The sequence below is a fragment of the Kitasatospora setae KM-6054 genome, from assembly GCF_000269985.1.
GTDB classification, from domain to species: domain Bacteria; phylum Actinomycetota; class Actinomycetes; order Streptomycetales; family Streptomycetaceae; genus Kitasatospora; species Kitasatospora setae.
Window position 1 is genome coordinate 5,009,849 of sequence record NC_016109.1, and the last position, 16,398, is coordinate 5,026,246.

At 74.8% G+C, this 16,398-nt stretch carries 13 protein-coding genes; 5 read left to right on the forward strand and 8 right to left on the reverse strand.

What is annotated here, in order from left to right:
* Position 1: 1 nt before the first annotated feature.
* Complete coding sequence (rarD, locus tag KSE_RS22340) at positions 2-934, forward strand: EamA family transporter RarD (RefSeq protein ID WP_014137615.1); 933 nt, start codon at positions 2-4, stop codon at positions 932-934.
* Positions 935-994: 60 nt separating this feature from the next.
* Here rarD and KSE_RS22345 read toward each other — a convergent pair whose 3' ends face one another.
* A complete protein-coding gene (locus tag KSE_RS22345) occupies positions 995-2,245 on the reverse strand; it encodes an extracellular solute-binding protein (protein WP_014137616.1) in 1,251 nt (416 codons plus the stop codon).
* A 266-nt stretch (positions 2,246-2,511) separates the two neighbouring features.
* Here KSE_RS22345 and KSE_RS22350 point away from each other — a divergent pair, with 266 nt between their 5' ends.
* Entirely contained in the window at positions 2,512-2,817 is a 306-nt protein-coding gene (locus KSE_RS22350; RefSeq protein ID WP_148283142.1) for a hypothetical protein, read from the forward strand.
* Between the two features lie 57 nt (positions 2,818-2,874).
* On the opposite strand, the gene KSE_RS22355 is transcribed toward KSE_RS22350, so the two are convergent.
* Positions 2,875-4,122, reverse strand: coding sequence for a LolA family protein (locus tag KSE_RS22355; RefSeq protein ID WP_014137618.1), 1,248 nt, complete (start codon positions 4,120-4,122; stop codon positions 2,875-2,877).
* 184 nt (positions 4,123-4,306) lie between these two features.
* Between KSE_RS22355 and KSE_RS22360 the strand changes: the two genes are divergently transcribed.
* On the forward strand, positions 4,307-6,955 hold the full coding sequence (locus KSE_RS22360) for a bifunctional FO biosynthesis protein CofGH (protein ID WP_014137619.1): 2,649 nt from the start codon (positions 4,307-4,309) through the stop codon (positions 6,953-6,955).
* 198 nt (positions 6,956-7,153) lie between these two features.
* Here KSE_RS22360 and KSE_RS22365 read toward each other — a convergent pair whose 3' ends face one another.
* On the reverse strand, positions 7,154-8,260 hold the full coding sequence (locus KSE_RS22365; RefSeq protein ID WP_014137620.1) for a tyrosine-protein phosphatase: 1,107 nt from the start codon (positions 8,258-8,260) through the stop codon (positions 7,154-7,156).
* 188 nt (positions 8,261-8,448) lie between these two features.
* Between KSE_RS22365 and KSE_RS22370 the strand changes: the two genes are divergently transcribed.
* Positions 8,449-9,555 carry an ADP-ribosylglycohydrolase family protein gene (locus tag KSE_RS22370; protein WP_033259243.1) on the forward strand — a complete coding sequence of 369 codons (1,107 nt, stop codon included), beginning with the start codon at positions 8,449-8,451 and terminating at the stop codon, positions 9,553-9,555.
* 139 nt (positions 9,556-9,694) lie between these two features.
* Here KSE_RS22370 and KSE_RS22375 read toward each other — a convergent pair whose 3' ends face one another.
* From KSE_RS22375 to KSE_RS22385, 3 genes are all read right to left on the reverse strand, one after another.
* Entirely contained in the window at positions 9,695-9,901 is a 207-nt protein-coding gene (locus tag KSE_RS22375; protein ID WP_014137622.1) for a DUF397 domain-containing protein, read from the reverse strand.
* Positions 9,898-10,755 carry a helix-turn-helix domain-containing protein gene (locus KSE_RS22380; protein ID WP_014137623.1) on the reverse strand — a complete coding sequence of 286 codons (858 nt, stop codon included), beginning with the start codon at positions 10,753-10,755 and terminating at the stop codon, positions 9,898-9,900. The genes KSE_RS22375 and KSE_RS22380 overlap by 4 nt, the downstream gene beginning before the upstream one ends.
* A 365-nt stretch (positions 10,756-11,120) precedes the next feature.
* Complete coding sequence (locus tag KSE_RS22385; protein WP_014137624.1) at positions 11,121-11,849, reverse strand: GOLPH3/VPS74 family protein; 729 nt, start codon at positions 11,847-11,849, stop codon at positions 11,121-11,123.
* 300 nt (positions 11,850-12,149) lie between these two features.
* On the opposite strand from KSE_RS22385, the gene KSE_RS38715 reads away from it, so the two are divergent.
* The gene (locus KSE_RS38715) at positions 12,150-14,372 is read left to right on the forward strand and encodes a D-alanyl-D-alanine carboxypeptidase family protein (RefSeq protein ID WP_014137625.1); all 2,223 of its coding nucleotides are present in this window, start codon (positions 12,150-12,152) and stop codon (positions 14,370-14,372) included.
* 126 nt (positions 14,373-14,498) lie between these two features.
* Here KSE_RS38715 and KSE_RS22400 read toward each other — a convergent pair whose 3' ends face one another.
* Together KSE_RS22400 and KSE_RS22405 are read right to left on the reverse strand one after the other, a co-directional pair.
* Positions 14,499-15,416 carry a YhjD/YihY/BrkB family envelope integrity protein gene (locus KSE_RS22400; RefSeq protein WP_014137626.1) on the reverse strand — a complete coding sequence of 306 codons (918 nt, stop codon included), beginning with the start codon at positions 15,414-15,416 and terminating at the stop codon, positions 14,499-14,501.
* 71 nt (positions 15,417-15,487) lie between these two features.
* Positions 15,488-16,249: a polyprenol monophosphomannose synthase gene (locus KSE_RS22405; RefSeq protein ID WP_033259241.1), complete on the reverse strand. Its 762-nt coding sequence runs from the start codon at positions 16,247-16,249 to the stop codon at positions 15,488-15,490.
* Positions 16,250-16,398 lie beyond the last annotated feature (149 nt).

Consider the following 16,398-nt stretch of genomic DNA (forward strand, 5'->3'; position numbering starts at 1 on the left):
CATGGCGGAGGGTTCGCGGGAGGCCAGGGTCGGATTGTGGAACGGCTTCGCGGCGTACGGGATGTGGGGGCTGTTCCCGCTGTTCTGGCCGCTGCTGCAGCCCGCCGGGGCGGCGGACATCCTGGCGAACCGGATGGTGTGGTCGCTGGTGGCGGTCGCCGCGCTGCTGCTGGCGCGGCGCCGCTGGGCGTGGATCCGCCCGCTGCTGCGGCAGCCCCGGCGGCTGGCGCTGCTGGCGCTCGCCGCGGTCACCGTCTCGGTGAACTGGGGCGTCTACATCTGGGGCGTGAACTCCGGGCACGTGGTGGAGACCAGCCTCGGCTACTTCATCAACCCGCTGGTGACGATCGCCTTCGGCGTGCTGGTGCTGCGCGAGCGGCTGCGCCCCGCCCAGTGGACGGCGGTCGGGGTGGGCGCCTCGGCCGTGGTGGTGCTGACGCTGGCGTACGGGCGGCCGCCGTGGATCGCGCTGACGCTGGCGTTCTCGTTCGCCACCTACGGGCTGATCAAGAAGAAGGTGGCGCTCGGCGGGGCGGAGAGCCTCGCGGTGGAGAGCGCGGTGATGTTCCCGTTCGCGCTCGCGTTCCTGGGGTACCTGGCGGTGCGCGGCGAGGGCAGCTTCGGGACCGGCGGCTGGGGGCACAGCGCCCTGCTGGTGCTGAGCGGGCTGATCACCGCGGTGCCGCTGATGTGCTTCGGCGCGGCCGCGCTGCGGGTGCCGCTGACCACGCTCGGGCTGATCCAGTACCTGGCGCCGGTGTCGCAGTTCCTGATCGGCGTCACGGTGTTCCACGAGTCGATGGCGCCGGCCCGCTGGGCGGGCTTCGCGCTGGTCTGGGTCGCGCTGGTGGTGCTGAGCGCGGACGCGCTGCGCCGGATCCGCGACGACCGCCGGGCGGCCCCGGCAGCCAGGCCGGAGCCGGTCGTGAGCTGACCGGCCGGCCGGACGCCCGGCCACCTGGCCGGCCGGCTGCCCGACCGCCGGGCCGGCCGGTCAGAGCGCGGCGAGGTCGCGGGCCAGCCGGGTGCTGTCGCGGTGCGCGGTGAACGCGCGCGCGGCGGCCTGGGCGGCCTGCCGGCGGCGGGCGGTGAGCAGGCCGCCGTGGGTGAGCGAGTCGACCGGGCGGCGGCCGCGCCACTCGTCCAGCGACCAGCGGGCGTACGGGCCGAACAGCGCGCGGGTGGGCTCGGGCAGGTCGGTGCGGGCGGGGACGGCGGCGCGGGCGCCGTTGAGGGCGACCTGGCCGTCGAGGCCGGCGCAGACGTCGAGCCAGGCGAGCGCGGCGGCCCGGTGGCGGGCGCCGCGGGGGAGGGCGAAGGCGTCGACCCGGGCCTGGAACAGGTCGCCGGTGCCGGGGGCGGCGGCCCAGCCGTAGTCGGTGCCGGGGCGCAGGTCGAGGGTGTCGCGCAGCCAGCTGTCGGCCCAGTCGCCGGTCAGCAGCCAGCCGGCCCGGCCGGTGCCCAGCAGGTGGGCGGCGTCGGTCCAGTCCGCGTCGGCGGCGGGCGGGGCGGCGAGGGCCAGCAGGTCGTCCAGGGTGCGCAGCGCGTCGGTGGTGGCGCGGGCGCTCCAGGGGCCGCCGGGCTGCCAGAGGGCGGCGAAGCCGTCCGGTCCGTGGGCGGCGAGCAGGGCGGTCTCGGCGAGTTGCAGCACCTCGGTGGGGCCGCCGACGGCGAGCGGGACGGTGCCGGTGGCGGCGACCCGGCGGAGCCGGGCGAGCAGCGCGCCGGGGTCGGCGGCCGGGAGGGCGGCGCCCGCGTCGGCGAGCAGCCGCTGGTTGGTCCACAGCAGGTTGGTGCGGCGGGCCCCGGCCGGGACGGCGTACAGGGCGCCCTGGGCGCGCAGCCGGGGCAGCAGCGGAGCGGGGAGGCCGGCCGTCCAGCGGTGAGCCCGGGCGAGGGCGTCCAGGGGCTCCAAGTGGGGTGCCAGGTCGGCGAGTTCGGCGCCGCCGGAACATCGGAAGCTGTCCGGCGGGGGGCCGTCGGCGAGCCGGGCGGCGAGGTCGGTGCCGGTCGGGTTGGAGCGGTCGCCGGAGACGAAGGTGACGTCCGGCGCGCGGCCCTTCAGGGCGGCGAGCATCGCCTGCAGGCCGTTCTGCTCGGGGCCCGCGGTCCAGCCGGTGGCGACCTCCAGCAGGCCCGCCGGGCCGTCCGTCGAACTGGCCTCCGCGGAGCCGTACCTGGCCAGTGCGGTGCCGCCCAGGGCGGCCAGTCCGCCGAGCAGGACCTGACGGCGGCGGATCGGCACGGCACTCCCAGCGGGGTCGAACGAACGGGCGGGCGAACAACGGACGAACGGTTCGCGGCGGCCCACCATCCCACCGTCCGGCCCCGGTCCGCGTCAAGGGCCGGGACCGGGCGGGCACGCGCGAAGAACGCCTCCTCGGGATCTCCTCAACCGGACTGCCGGGCTGCTAACGTCCGTGCTGCGCGACCCGGCCGCAGCTGTCCCGGCGCGCGGGAGGAACTCCGATGGTGCACCTCGCCCGACCCGTGTCCCACCACGTTCCCGCGGTGCGCCGGGAGACGTGCGGGTCGCAGAGCGGTGAGCTGCTCATCCTCCGGGAGTCCGGCCGGCCCGCGGTGATCCGCTGGCGGCCGAGCGGCGGCGACCCGGTCGACCTGCTGCCGCCCTACCGGCTGGACCGGGTCGAGCTGCGGCACTCCCACCGGGCCCGCCTGCACGGACTGACCGCGGGCGTCCGGCTGGTCACCGCGGACGGGTCCGCGCTCTTCCTGGTGCCCCCGTCCGGCCTGCCCGCCCTCGCGCTCGCGGCCGCCTCCACCCACCGGCGCCCACCGGCGGCCGCGCACCCGTGACGGCGGACGCCGAGGGCCCCCGGCCGGATGACCGGGGGCCCTCGGGGCGCGGGGCCGCTACTTCTGCTTCGCGGCCCGCTCCAGCACCTCCGGGGTGACCGCGCCGGCGTAGACCCGGCCGTCGTCGGTGACCAGCGCGTTGACGATCCGGGTGGAGACCAGCGTGCCGCCGTCGACGTGCCGGCCGGCGAACTTGGCCAGGCCCTTCGCCGCGCCGGCGCCCGCGTCGCCGTGCACGACGACGGTCCAGCCCTCGCCGATCACGCCGCCCGCGTTCTCGCCCGCGCCCTTCGCGGCGTCCTCGGCGGGCGCCTTCGGCAGCTCGGGCAGCACGTCGGCCAGCGCGTTGCGGGGCAGCTCGCCCGCGGACCGCTCGGTGACCTTGGCGCCCTTGGGGGCGGTGAACTCGAAGGTCCTGGCGTCCGGCCTGGCGTACGACAGGGTGCCGAAGCGGACGTCGAACGCGGTCGCGCCGTCCACCGTGCGCAGCTGCACGGCCAGCGGCACGCCCTTCTCGGCGTCGATCGCGATCCGCACCTCGGCGATGGTCGAGCCGGCCTGCTTGGGCTTGACGCTGAGCCGGTACGCGGCGTGCCCGGCGACCCGCTCGGTGCCGCTGACGGTGACCGAGGTGGTCGCCGCGGAGTGCTCCAGGAACTGCTTGGCGACCTCCTGCGGGGTGACCGCGCCCAGCCCGCCCCCGGCGTCCTTCCGGTGCCCGTCGCCGCCGTCGCCCGTACCGGTGAAGTGCAGGGCCTGCTGGGAGTCCCGGTCGTAGGCCCAGAGCTGGCCGCCGTTGTGGACCAGCTCGTAGCCGGACTTCTCGCTCGCCAGGGTGAAGCGCTGCCGGTCGGGCCCGTCGGAGGCGATGGTCAGGGTGTGCGCGCCGCCGAGCAGTTCGACGGCCTTGAGCTGCGGGTCGGCGCCGCCGACGGTGGCGCCGGCGCTGCGGGCCAGGTTGCCGAGCGGGCCGGAGCCGGACGCGGCGTCGGTCAGCGCGGTGGGCAGGCCGAGGTCGGCGCTGACCCGGACGGTGCCGGAGAAGGTGTCGGTGTCCGCGGCGAGGGCCTTGGCGACCAGGTCCTGGGCGGTGATCGACGGCAGGTCGGGCGCCTCGTCGCTGGCGAGCGCGGGCACCAGCCCGACGCCGGCCGCGACGACCGCGGCGACCGCCACCGGCACGCCGATCCGGACGGCGGTGCGGCGCTTCGCGGGCCGGCCGGGCCGTCCGCCGCCCTCGTGGGCCGCCGGGGCGATCCGCAGCGGCGTCGTCATGTCGTGTTCTGCGCTGGAGTCGTGGTCCATCGCAGCCCCCTTCCGAGTGCCTGTGTGCTGACGGTTCCCATTAGAGCCGTCCGGGGCGTCCGGCCGCGTCGCCCGGCGGCAGCAGATCGGGGTACGTCTCGCGTCGTATCCGGGGCGCGTCGACCCTGAGACGGCGTCAGGGTTCCGTAGTCCCGGAGGTCTACCTCTCGCGTAGGGTCGGTCCATGATTCCTCAGCCCCCGTCCGGGCCCGCCGCCACGCCCCCGCCGACCCCGGCTGCCGCCGCGGCGCCGACCGCGACCGCGACCGAGACCGGGGCCCCGACCGCGACCGCGATGCGGCGGGCGCTGCGCCGGGCCCGGGACGGCGTGGCGCTGGACGCGGCGGAGGGCGCGGTGCTGCTCCAGGCCCGCGGCGACGACCTGGCCGAGCTGTGCGCGGTCGCGGCCCGGGTCCGGGACGCGGGCCTGGAGCAGGCGGGCCGCCCGGGCGTCATCACGTACTCGCGGAAGGTGTTCATCCCGCTGACCCGGCTGTGCCGGGACCGCTGCCACTACTGCACCTTCGCGACCGTCCCCGGCAGGCTCCGCAAGGACGGCCACGGCCTCTACCTCTCCCCGGACGAGGTGCTGGACATCGCCCGCAAGGGCGCCGAACTCGGCTGCAAGGAAGCCCTGTTCACGCTCGGCGACCGCCCCGAGGAGCGCTGGCCGGAGGCCCGCGAGTGGCTGGACGCGCACGGCTACGACGACACCCTGGCGTACGTCCGGGCGATGGCCGTGCGGGTGCTGGAGGAGACCGGGCTGCTGCCGCACCTCAACCCGGGCGTGCTGTCCTGGACGGACTTCCAGCGGCTCAAGCCGGTCGCCCCGTCGATGGGCATGATGCTGGAGACCACCGCCGTCCGGCTCTGGTCCGAGCCCGGCGGCCCGCACCACGGCTCGCCCGACAAGGAGCCCGCCGTCCGGCTGCGGGTGCTGGAGGACGCCGGGCGCAGCGCGGTCCCGTTCACCACCGGGGTGCTGATCGGCATCGGCGAGACCCACCTGGAGCGGGCCGAGTCGCTGCTGGCGATCCGCAAGGTGGCCCGCGCCTACCAGGGCGTGCAGGAGGTGATCGTGCAGAACTTCCGGGCCAAGCCGGACACCGCGATGCGCGCCATGCCGGACGCCGAACTCTCCGAGCTGGCGGCCGCGGTGGCGGTGGCCCGGCTGGTGCTCGGCCCGGCCGCCCGGATCCAGGCCCCGCCGAACCTGGTGGACGCCGAGTACGCGCTGCTGATCGGCGCCGGCCTGGACGACTGGGGCGGGGTCTCCCCGCTGACGCCCGACCACGTCAACCCGGAGCGCCCCTGGCCGCACGTCGAGGAACTGGCCGCGCGCACCGCCGCCGCCGGGTTCACCCTGCGCGAGCGGCTGACGATCCACCCCGAGTACCTGAAGCGCGGCGAACCCTGGCTGGACCCGCGGCTGCTGCCGCACGTCCGGGCGCTCGCCGACCCGGCCACCGGCCTGGCCGTCGAGGGCCGGATCCCGGTCGGCCTGCCCTGGCAGGAGCCCGACGAGCCGATGACCGGCGGCGGCCGCACCGACCTGTTCCGCACCGTCGACACCGAGGGCCGCACCGGCGACCGGCGCTCCGACTTCGACGACGTGTACGGCGACTGGGAGGCGCTGCGCGAACAGGCCGCGCCGGCCGTCCCCCGCCGGCTCGACGCGGACCTGCGGGCCGCGCTGTCCACCGCCGCCGACGACCCGGTCAAACTGACCGACGACCAGGCGCTGGCGCTGTTCCAGGCCGACGGCGACGCGCTCGACGCGCTCACCCGGATCGCCGACGACCTGCGCCGCGACACCGTCGGCGAGGACGTCACCTACTGCGTCACCCGGAACATCAACTTCACCAACGTCTGCTACACCGGCTGCCGGTTCTGCGCCTTCGCGCAGCGCCGCACCGACGCCGACGCCTACACCCTCTCGCTCGACCAGGTCGCCGAACGGGCCGAGCAGGCCTGGCGGGTCGGCGCGACCGAGGTGTGCATGCAGGGCGGTATCCACCCGGACCTGCCGGGCACCGCCTACTTCGACATCGCGCGGGCCGTGAAGGAGCGGGTGCCCGGCATCCACGTGCACGCGTTCTCCCCGATGGAGGTGGTCAACGGGGCGACCCGCACCGGCCTGCCGATCCGCGAGTGGCTGCTGCGCGCCAAGGACGCCGGGCTGGACTCGATCCCCGGCACGGCCGCCGAGATCCTCGACGACGAGGTCCGCTGGGTGCTGACCAAGGGCAAACTGCCCGCCGCGACCTGGGTCGAGGTGGTCACCACCGCGCACGAGCTGGGCCTGCGCTCGTCCTCGACGATGATGTACGGCCACGTCGACAGTCCGCGGCACTGGCTGGGCCACCTGCGGCTGCTCGCCGAACTCCAGCAGCGCACCGGCGGGTTCACCGAGTTCGTCACGCTGCCGTTCGTGCACACCAACGCGCCGGTCTACCTGGCCGGCATCGCCCGGCCGGGACCGACCGCCCGCGACAACCGGGCGGTCACCGCGATGGCCCGGCTGCTGCTGCACCCGCATCTCACCAACATCCAGACCAGCTGGGTCAAGCTCGGCGCGGAGGGTGCCGCCGAGATGCTCCGCTCCGGCGCCAACGACCTCGGCGGCACCCTGATGGAGGAGACCATCTCCCGGATGGCGGGTTCCTCCTGGGGCTCCTACCGGTCGGTCCGCGACCTGGAGGCGATCGCCGCGCTGGCCGGCCGCCCGGCCCGCCAGCGCACCACCACCTACGGCGAGGTGCCCGCCGAGCGCCGCGCGGCCGCGCTGGCCTCCGACGGGCACCTGCCCGCGCTGCTGCCCCTGGCGGACTAGTGCCGCGTCAGGCAACCTTCGCCCGTCGCGACGCCCGGCACGCGCCCTCCTTGCCCGCCACCGGGCAGGAGGGGCCCGCTCGCCGCACCGGACGAAAGCCCAAGTACATCCAGTACGAGGACTTCCGGCCGGCACGCCGATAGCACGCACCGGACGCCGCTCCTTGACGGCAAAGGTTGCCTGACGCGGCACTGGGCCCTAACCCGCCAGCAGGCTCCGGCGCAGCTCCCGGGCGTCCACGCCGAGGCCCCGCCCCAGGTAGGCGTCGAAGGTGCCGTAGCGGGCCGCCACCTCGTCGAAGCCGGCCGCCAGGTACTCGGGGCGGACGTCCAGCAGCGGCCGGTACAGCGCCTGGTAGGCGGGCGGCAGCTGGGCCAGGACCGCGGCGTTGGCCTGCGCCCGGTAGGTGTTGGACGCCAGGTAGTCGGCCCGGACGGTCTCCGCCGGGACGCCGAGCGCGGTCAGCAGCGCGGCCGCGCCCCAGCCGGTGCGGTCCTTGCCGGCGGTGCAGTGGAACAGCACCGCGCCGCGGCCGCCGGCGGCGTCCAGCAGCTGCCCGTAGGCGGCGCGGGCGCTGTCGGCGGAGACCATGGTGCGCTCGCCGGCGATCATCGCGTCGACCGCGGCCTGCGGGCTGGTGACGTTGAACTGCCCGGTGTCGGCGGTGCCCAGGACGTTCGCCGCCACGCTCCGCGCGCCGGCCGGCAGCCGGTCCGGGGCGGCCTGCCGCTCGGCCGGGGTGCGCAGGTCGAAGACGGTGCGGATGCCCAGCCGGCGCAGCTTGGCGAGGTCCTGGTCGGTGAGCTTGGACAGGTCGTCCGAGCGGTACACCCGGCCGAGCCGCACCCAGCGGCCGTCCGCCGTCCGGTAGCCGCCCAGGTCGCGGAAGTTGGGGGCGGAGGCCAGGTGCAGCGAGCGGTCGGCGACCACCAGCGGGGCGCCCCGGTCCGGGACCAGCTCGAAGTACCAGCGGTCGGCCGCGCCGAGGCCGGAGACGGTGACGGTGGCGCTGCCGGCGCCGCGCGCGACGGCCGCGCGGTGCGGCACGTGCTCCTGGTCGGTGCCCGCGTACACGGTGACGTGCCGGGCGCCCGGGGCGGTCCAGGACAGGGTGAAGGAGCCGTCGGCCTGCTGGACGGCGGTCGCGGCGGTGAACGGGATCGCGTGCGCCGAGTGCTGTGCCGAGTGCTGCGCCGGGTCGGCGGACGGGGCGGCGAGGGCGGGGGCGGCGAACCCGGGGGCGGTGACGGTCAGCGCGGCGGTGAGGGCGGCCGCGGCGACCAGCCTGGTGCGGGGGGAGGTCATGGACGCCGACCGTAGGCACACCGGCCACGGGCCCGGTGACCTGCGGGTGTCCGCACCACGGCGGACGGTTGAACGAATCGATGTTCGGGACGGATCGCCGTTTCGCGCGCTCCTTCGAATAAAGTGCGTCTACTGTCCGCGTCCGCGCCGGTGTCCGTCTCCACCGACCGAAAGGGTTCCGTCCCGTGATGCCTCTGTGGTCACGCGCCCAGCAGCAGGACTTCCGCAGCCGGGTCCGGGGCTGTCTGCTCGGCGGCGCGATCGGGGACGCGCTCGGCGGCGGCATCGAGTTCGAGCAGCTGGAGCAGATCCGGGCGGTCCACGGCGAGGCCGGCGTGGCCGGCTACGTCCCCGCCTACGGGCGGCGCGGCGCGATCACCGACGACACCCAGATGACGCTGTTCACCGTCGACGGCCTGATCCGTTCGCACATCAGCCGCGACAGCGGCGCCTGGCACCCGCCGTCCGACGTGCACCGCGCCTACCTGCGCTGGTACGCCACCCAGCAGGACTGGGGGCCGGACGAGCGCCGCAAGGACCTGGGCTGGCTCGGCCGCGAGGAGTGGCTGTACGCCCGCCGCGCCCCCGGGCAGGCCTGCCTGTCCGGCCTGGCGGGCACCGAGAACGGGCCGCTGCCGACCGTCGAGGAGCCGCGCAACCCCGGCTCCAAGGGCTGCGGCACCGTGATGCGGGCCGCCCCGTTCGGGCTGCTCACCGCCTGGGACCCGGCGCTGGTCTTCCAGCTCGCCGTCGAGTGCTCGGTGCTGACCCACGGCCACCCCACCGGCTACCTGTCCGCCGGGGCGTTCGCGGTGATCGTGCACGCGGTCGCCCGCGGCGGCACCCTGGAGGAGGGCGTGCACCTGGCGCTGGCCCTGCTCTCCGAGCGCACCGGCCACGAGGAGACCACCGCCGCCCTGCGCGCCGCGCTGGACGCCGTCCGGGCCGGGGCGCCGTCCCCCGAGCGGGTCGAGGAGCTCGGCGAGGGCTGGGTCGCCGAGGAGGCGCTCGCCATCGGCCTGTACTGCGCGCTGGTCGCCGAGGACGTCCGCAGCGGCCTGCTGCTGGCCGTCAACCACTCCGGCGACAGCGACTCCACCGGCTCGATCTGCGGCAACCTGCTCGGCGCCCTGCACGGCGAGACCGCCCTCCCGCCGGACCTGCTGGCCGAGTTGGAGGGCCGGGGCACCGTGCTGGAACTCGCCGACGACCTGGTGCTGGAACTGCTGCACGGCCCCGAACTGCACGGCACCGAAGCCTGGAGCACCCGCTACCCGGTCGCCGCGACCGGCTGACGCCGGACTCCGGCAGGGGCTCCACCGGGGGCTCCACCAGGGGTTCCACCGGGCACTCCGGACGGCTCCGGACGGCTCCGGACGCGGAGGTGCCCGCCGCGCGGGAAGCGGCGGGCACCTCCGAAGCCGTGCGGCGGACTCAGACCTCGCCGAAGCGGCCCGTGCCGGCCGCCGCGGCGAACGCGGCCCAGGACTCGCCGGAGAAGCGCAGCTGCGGCCCCTGCGGGTCCTTGGAGTCACGGACCGCGATCGAGGCCGGACCCGGCACGGCGATCTCGACGCACGCGCCGTTGCCGCCGCTGTAGCTGCTCTTGCGCCAGGTCAGGCTCTCGGTGGCCTTGCTCATTTCATGAACTCCTCTGCGATGGTGGTGATCATCGACCTGCTCTCCGCGACGCTCAGCGCCGCGGCCCTCAGGTGGTCGTACAGATTGGTATAGCGGCGTACGTCGGCGTCCTTCTCCAGGTAGAGATCGCTCGTCACTCCTTCGAAGTAGACGACCGTGGAATCCGCCGACTCCGGGAACTCCAGCAAGGAGAATGTGCCGGTCATGCCGGGGTGCGAGCCGTGGGTGAACGGAATGACCTGCAAGTTGATGTTCGCCCGCTCGCCCAGCTCGACCAGTTGGTACAACTGCTCGGCCATCACGACCTTCCCGCCGACCTGGCGGCGCAGCACGGCCTCGTCTATGACGACCCACAGGCTGCCCAACTGGTCCTCGCCGCGGATGCGGTGCTGCCGCTTCAGCCGGACGTCCACCCGGCGGCGGATCGCGGTCGGGTCGGTGTCCGGCTGCGTCCCGGCCACCACCGCCTCCGCGTACTCGCGGGTCTGCAGCAGCCCCGGCACGAACGAGGACTCGTACGCCCGGATCGAGGACGCCTCGGCCTCCAGGCCGATGTACACGCTGTACGGGATGTCCCCGAACTCGTGCCACCAGCCGCGCTGCCGGGACTCCTTGGCCATCTCCATCAGCCCGGCGCGGACCCGCTCGTCCTCGACCTCGTACACGTCGCACAGGTCGCGGACGTCCCGCTGGCTGATCGAGCGGCGGCCGTTCTCCAGCCGGCTGATCTTCGACTGGGAGACCATCAGGCGGCCGGCCACCTCTTCGGCGGTCATCCCCTTGAGCTCGCGCAGGCGCCGGAGTTCGGCGCCGAGCCTGCGACGGCGGACCGTCGGGTTCACGCTGGCGGACACATCGACCTCCGGGCCTACTTCTGGCAACAGTGCGGTAATTGGTACCAACCCCCCTGACGCTGAGCAGCATGACACCTCAACTGCGGTCCGTGCCCAGGAATCGCGGTACCGCAGTAGAACAGACCGTCGGAAAATAGCTCAATCGGGATCCCGGGGCTTGCGCACGGCGCGCCTACCCGGTATAGGGATCCGCTTGCGCTAGACGGCCCCTGACGGGCGGTCGGGCGCTGGCGCTCCGGGGCGTTCCGGGGGGTTCCGGAGCGCTCCGCGCGGAACACCCCGGAACGCCGAAGGGCGGGCGGCCCGGTGCATCGCACCGGGCCGCCCGCCCACTCGTCGAACCGATCGCTAACGGCGTGCGCCGCTCATCGCGCGCCCACCCGACTGGCCACCCCGCGCCCCGCGGCCGCCGGACGACCGGCCGGACCGCGCGAACCCGCCGGTGCCGACCTGCCCTGCTGCTGCTGGGCGGGCAGACCGTTCTGCACGTCCATCACCGCGTGGGCCACCATGCCGCCCAGCGGGTCGTACCTGATCAGGTCCCGCAGCCGGGAGCGCGAGGACCGCCCCTCGTTGCCCGGGTACAGGTGCTTGCCCAGGCCGACCGCGTGCGCCAGCGCCGCCAGCGCGGCCGTCCGCGGGTCCGGCGGCACGCCGGTGCGGATCGCCGTGTCCAGCCGCTGCTTGATCGCCGCGTTGGTGCAGTCGTCCGACGCCTGGTAGCGCGTCGTCGGCAACACCCCGCAGACCTGCCCCGCGACGGCCGTCACCATGCCGCACCTCTCCAGGTGCGCCAGGTACGTCTGCCGCAGGCCCAGGCGCGGACCGCCGATCCAGTGCGCGGCGCGCACCGGACTGCCGCGTCGGCGCAACAGCTCCAATGCGTGGTCAAGTGTCGGGTCACCGGTCGGCCGTGGCACCACCACGGCGATCCGGTCCCCGTCCGGGACTATCCTTCCGGCCAGGGACAGCTCGACGAGCTGCGCCCCGGCAAGTCCGAGGTCGAGGGTCTGCGGCTGCGCGGTGGTACCCGTGGCCGGGTCCAGCGCCAGCAACAGCAACTCCTCGGGAATGGTTCGACGGCCTCTGCCCATCCAAGCCTCCCCGCGTGGATGAATGACAGGGTGACGCCTCTCACACAGGCTTGTCGAGTACGCCTCCGAATCGTGACCTTGCCCGGGCAGGGTGGAACCACCGCCGGACGGCTCCGCGTCCCACCGGGCAACGGCCCGTACGGGCAGGAAAAACCGCCGGTCGGGCGGGGTGCGGCGGGCCCTCGCGGGTTCGGTGCCGGAGACTGTACAGGTGCCGGGCCGGGTCGAGAACCCGCCCGAAAAAAACCAGCTTGTGTGATCGGACCGGCGGTGCCGGGCGGACGAGGAGGAGTGGGTTACGTGGGCGAGTCCCCGCAGAGCGAGCGGCGTGACGGCGAGGCGCGGTCGGCCGAGACCGAGGAGGCCCCGCACGAACCCGGCGAGCGCGCGGCGGGCAACGGAACCGTCCACCTCCGCGTCCGCGATGCGGACACCCCCACCACCAGCCTCCGCCTCCCGGCCGACCTCCCCGAGTCCAGCGCCGCCCTGACCGACCCCCGTCCCACCCCTCGGGACGAACCGGCCCCCGAATCCGAGACGGCGGAGGACGAGACGGCGGAGGACGAGACGGCGGAGGACGAGACGGCGGAGCCGGACGGGACCGAGGAGCCTGACGGGGAGCCGGCCGGGGAGGCGCCGGCTCCGGCCGACCCGCGGCGGACGATGGCGCTCCGGGCGGCGGAGGCGAAGGCCGAGCCGACCATGATGCTGCGGCTGCCGACGGCGCCCGAGGAGCCGGCCGAGGCCGAGGCCGGGAGCGAGGAAGAGCCCGAGTCGGAGCCGGAGGGCGTTCCGGCCGGTCCGCAGCCGACCATGACGCTGCGGATGTCCGACCTGGCCGCGGCGGAGAAGGCGAAGCCGAAGGAGAAGGCGGAGGCGGAGGCGGAGGAGCCGGCGAAGGCCGACGTCGAGGACGCCGCGTCCGCCGCGAAGCCCGAGCCGACGATGACGCTGCGGGTCGAGAAGGACCGCCCCGAGCGGACCGTGATGCTGCGGCTGCCCAAGGAGGCCGCCGAGCCGGCCGCCGGGCCGGAGGCGAAGACCAAGCCGCTCCCCGCGCCCACCGCGAAGCCTGCACCCGAGCCCGAGCCCGCCGCCGCGCCCGAGGCGCGGACCGAGCCCGTCCCGGCCGCGAAGCCCGAGGCGCGGACCAAGCCGCTGCCCGCGCCCGCGCCCGTTGCCGCCCCCGTCCAGCCGCCCGCCCAGGCGCCCGTTCCGGTGCCCGCCGCGGAGGCCGCGGCCGGGCCGGAGAGCACCATCGAGGCGCTGGAGGTGCTGAAGGCGCTGAGCGCGCGTCCGATGACGCCGTTGCGGCGGGCGCTGAAGCGGATCACCATCTGGGGTGTGTTCCTGGCCGTGGTGGTGGGCGTGCTGGTCGCGGCGCAGTTGCTGCGGCCGCTGCCGACGCCCGCGGCGAAGCTCTCGCTGGCCGACTCGTTCACCTTCGGCGGCGAGCAGCCCAACATCCCGTGGCCGGCCAAGGGCCAGGCCGCGGCCGAGGTGGTGGGCGTGGGCCCGCTGGGCGGGTCGGGCGAGGAGAAGCCGGTGCCGATCGCGTCCGTCACCAAGGTGATGAACGCGTACCTGATCCTCCAGGCGCACCCGCTGAAGAAGGGGGAGAGCGGCCCGACGCTCACCGTCGACAAGCAGGCCGCCCAGGAGTCCGGCAACGCGGACGAGTCGACGGTGACGCTGAAGGAGGGCCAGCAGCTCAGCGAGTACGAGGCGCTGGAGATGCTGATGCTGCCCTCGGCCAACAACGTCGCCCGGCTGCTGGCCCGCTGGGACTCCGGCAGCGAGGAGGAGTTCGTCAAGAAGATGAACGCCACCGCCGCGCAGCTCGGCATGCCCAACACCACCTACGCGGACCCGGCGGGCTACGACAACAACACCAAGTCGACCGCCAAGGACCAGCTGAAGCTGGCCGAGAAGGTCATGCAGCTGGAGATCTTCAAGCAGATCGTCGCCGAGCCGGACACCAAGTTCAACGGCCAGCGGGTCTTCAACACCAACGCGCTGCTCGGCAAGAACGGCAACATCGGCGTGAAGACCGGCTCGTCGACGCCCGCCCAGTCCTGCCTGATGTGGGCGGCGGTCAAGGAGATCGGCGGCGTGCAGCGGATGATCCTCGGCGTCACGCTGGGCCAGCCGCAGACCAAGGAGGAGATGAGCCTGGTGCGCGCCGCCCAGCCGCCGAGCCAGCGGATCAACGTGGCCGCGCAGGCCGCGCTGGCCGGGCAGACCCTGGCCAAGCAGGGCGACGTGGTCGGCTACGTGGACGACGGCGTGGGCGGCCGGGTGCCGCTGGTCGCCGCCAAGGACCTGACCGTCGCGGGCTGGAACGGCGTCACCGCGAAGGTCACCCTGGCCCCGGTCGGCACGATCGCCCACACCCTGGCGGCCGGCACCCGGATCGGCACCCTCGCGGCGGGCGAGGGCGACGGCCGGGTCGAGGTGCCGGTCACCCTGCAGAAGGACCTCGCGCCGGCGTCGATCTCGGCCCGGCTGCTGCGCCTGGGCTGAGCCCGGGCACGGCGAAAGCGGAGCGGCCCGGACTTCCCGTCCGGGCCGCTCCGCTTTCGTCCTGCCGTGCCCGCTCTCTCGCCGTGCCCCGCTTCTTGCCGTCCCCGGCCTCCTGCCGCCCCCGGCCTACCAGCGGCCGGGCTCGGTGCGGGTGCCGAGGTAGCGGCTCAGGACCGGCTCCTCGGCGAGCACCCGGCCCAGCACCAGGGCCAGCGTGACGGCGCTGAACAGCACGATCAGCCAGGACAGCGCGGTGAACACCACCCCGTACGGGCCGAACTTCTCGACCGAGGTGGTCATCGCGTGCGGCAGGTACACCTGGGAGGCGACGCCGAGGCAGACCTCGCCGACGCCGCACAGCACCGCGCCGGGCAGCAGCGGGTACCAGCGGATCCGGCCGCCGAGCAGCAGGTGCTGGGTCCACCACCACACGCCGGTGGAGGCCAGGAAGAGCAGCGGGACGCCCAGCCACGGGCCGGCGCCGAAGCCCTTGCGCAGCGGCACCTGGACGACCAGGAAGACCAGCCAGCCGAGCAGCCACACCACCCAGCGCCACAGGGCCAGCCGGGCGCTGTTCTTCGGCATCTCCCAGGCCCGTTCGCAGACCCGCTGGAGGGCCCGGCTGAGGGCCGTCGCGGAGGCCAGGGTGACCACGGCGCCGAGCACGCCGAAGCTCTGCGCGGCGCCGTCCGCCGGGGTGCTCATCAGCTGCTGGACCTGCTGCTGGGCGGTGCCCTCCAGGCCGAGCTGGTCGCGCAGCGAGCCGGTGACGCTGTGCTTGAGGGTCGCGGGGGCGAACACCGCGATCACGAACAGGGCGGGCAGCGCGGAGAGGAAGGCCTGGGCGGCCAGCCGGGTGGCGTTGTCCAGCAGGTTGACCCGGATCAGGTTGCTGACCGCCCGGCCGACCAGCGGGATCCGCTCGGGGGCGCCCTTCGCGGTCTCGGCGAGCCGGGCCGCCCGGGCCTTCGCCGCGTCCCACCGGCCCGGGCCGGGGGAGGGGTCCTGCTCCGCCCGTCGCAGGGGTTCTGTCGACTCCGTCACGCCGCAACCTCCGCACGCTCCGCCGGCCGGGTCTCCATCCTCACCGGCCGGCGGGGCGCGCGGGCGACCGCCTACTTCTTCCGGGTGAGCTTGGAGAGCCGCTCGTCCAGGCCCCAGGCGGTGACCCGCCAGAGCGCCTCGACCACGATGTTGCGGCTCATCTTGGACGCGCCGTGCTCGCGCTCGACGAAGGTGATCGGCACCTCGGCGACCTTGAAGCCGGCCTTCACCGCGCGCCAGGCCAGGTCGACCTGGAAGCAGTAGCCCTGCGAAGCCACCTGGTCCATGCCGAGGCCCAGCAGGGTCTCCTTGCGGAAGGCCCGGTAGCCGCCGGTGACGTCCCGGATCGGCACGTCCAGCATCAGCCGGGAGTAGGTCGAGCCGCCCTTGGAGAGCAGCAGCCGCGACTTCGGCCAGTTCACCACCGCACCGCCGGGCACCCAGCGGGAGCCCAGCACCAGGTCGGAGCTGCGCAGCGCGGTCAGCAGCCGGGGCAGCTCCTCCGGCTGGTGCGAGCCGTCCGCGTCCATCTCGACCAGCACGTCGTAGCCGCCGTCGATGCCCCAGCGGAACCCGGCCAGGTAGGCCGCGCCGAGACCTTCCTTGCCCTTGCGGTGCAGCACCTTGACGTGGTCGTCGGCGTCCGCGACGGCGTCGGCGAGCTTGCCGGTGCCGTCCGGGCTGTTGTCGTCCGCGACCAGCACGTGCGCCTCGGGGACGGCGGCGCGGACTCGGGACACGATCCGTTCGACGTTCTCGGCCTCGTTGTAGGTCGGGATGATCACCAGGATCTTGCCGAGACCGGCGAACGGGGTCTCCGGGGAGGAGCTCACAGGTGGGTGCCTTTCAGGATCGGCTGGCCGGAGCGGCACGCACGCGTGCGTGCGCGCGATCTCCACGGTAGGTCACGGTACGGGGTGCCCCAGGTCGTCGGGTGCGGGAGCGGGTGCGGGCAGGTCGGGACGGCCTGATTCTCCCGCAC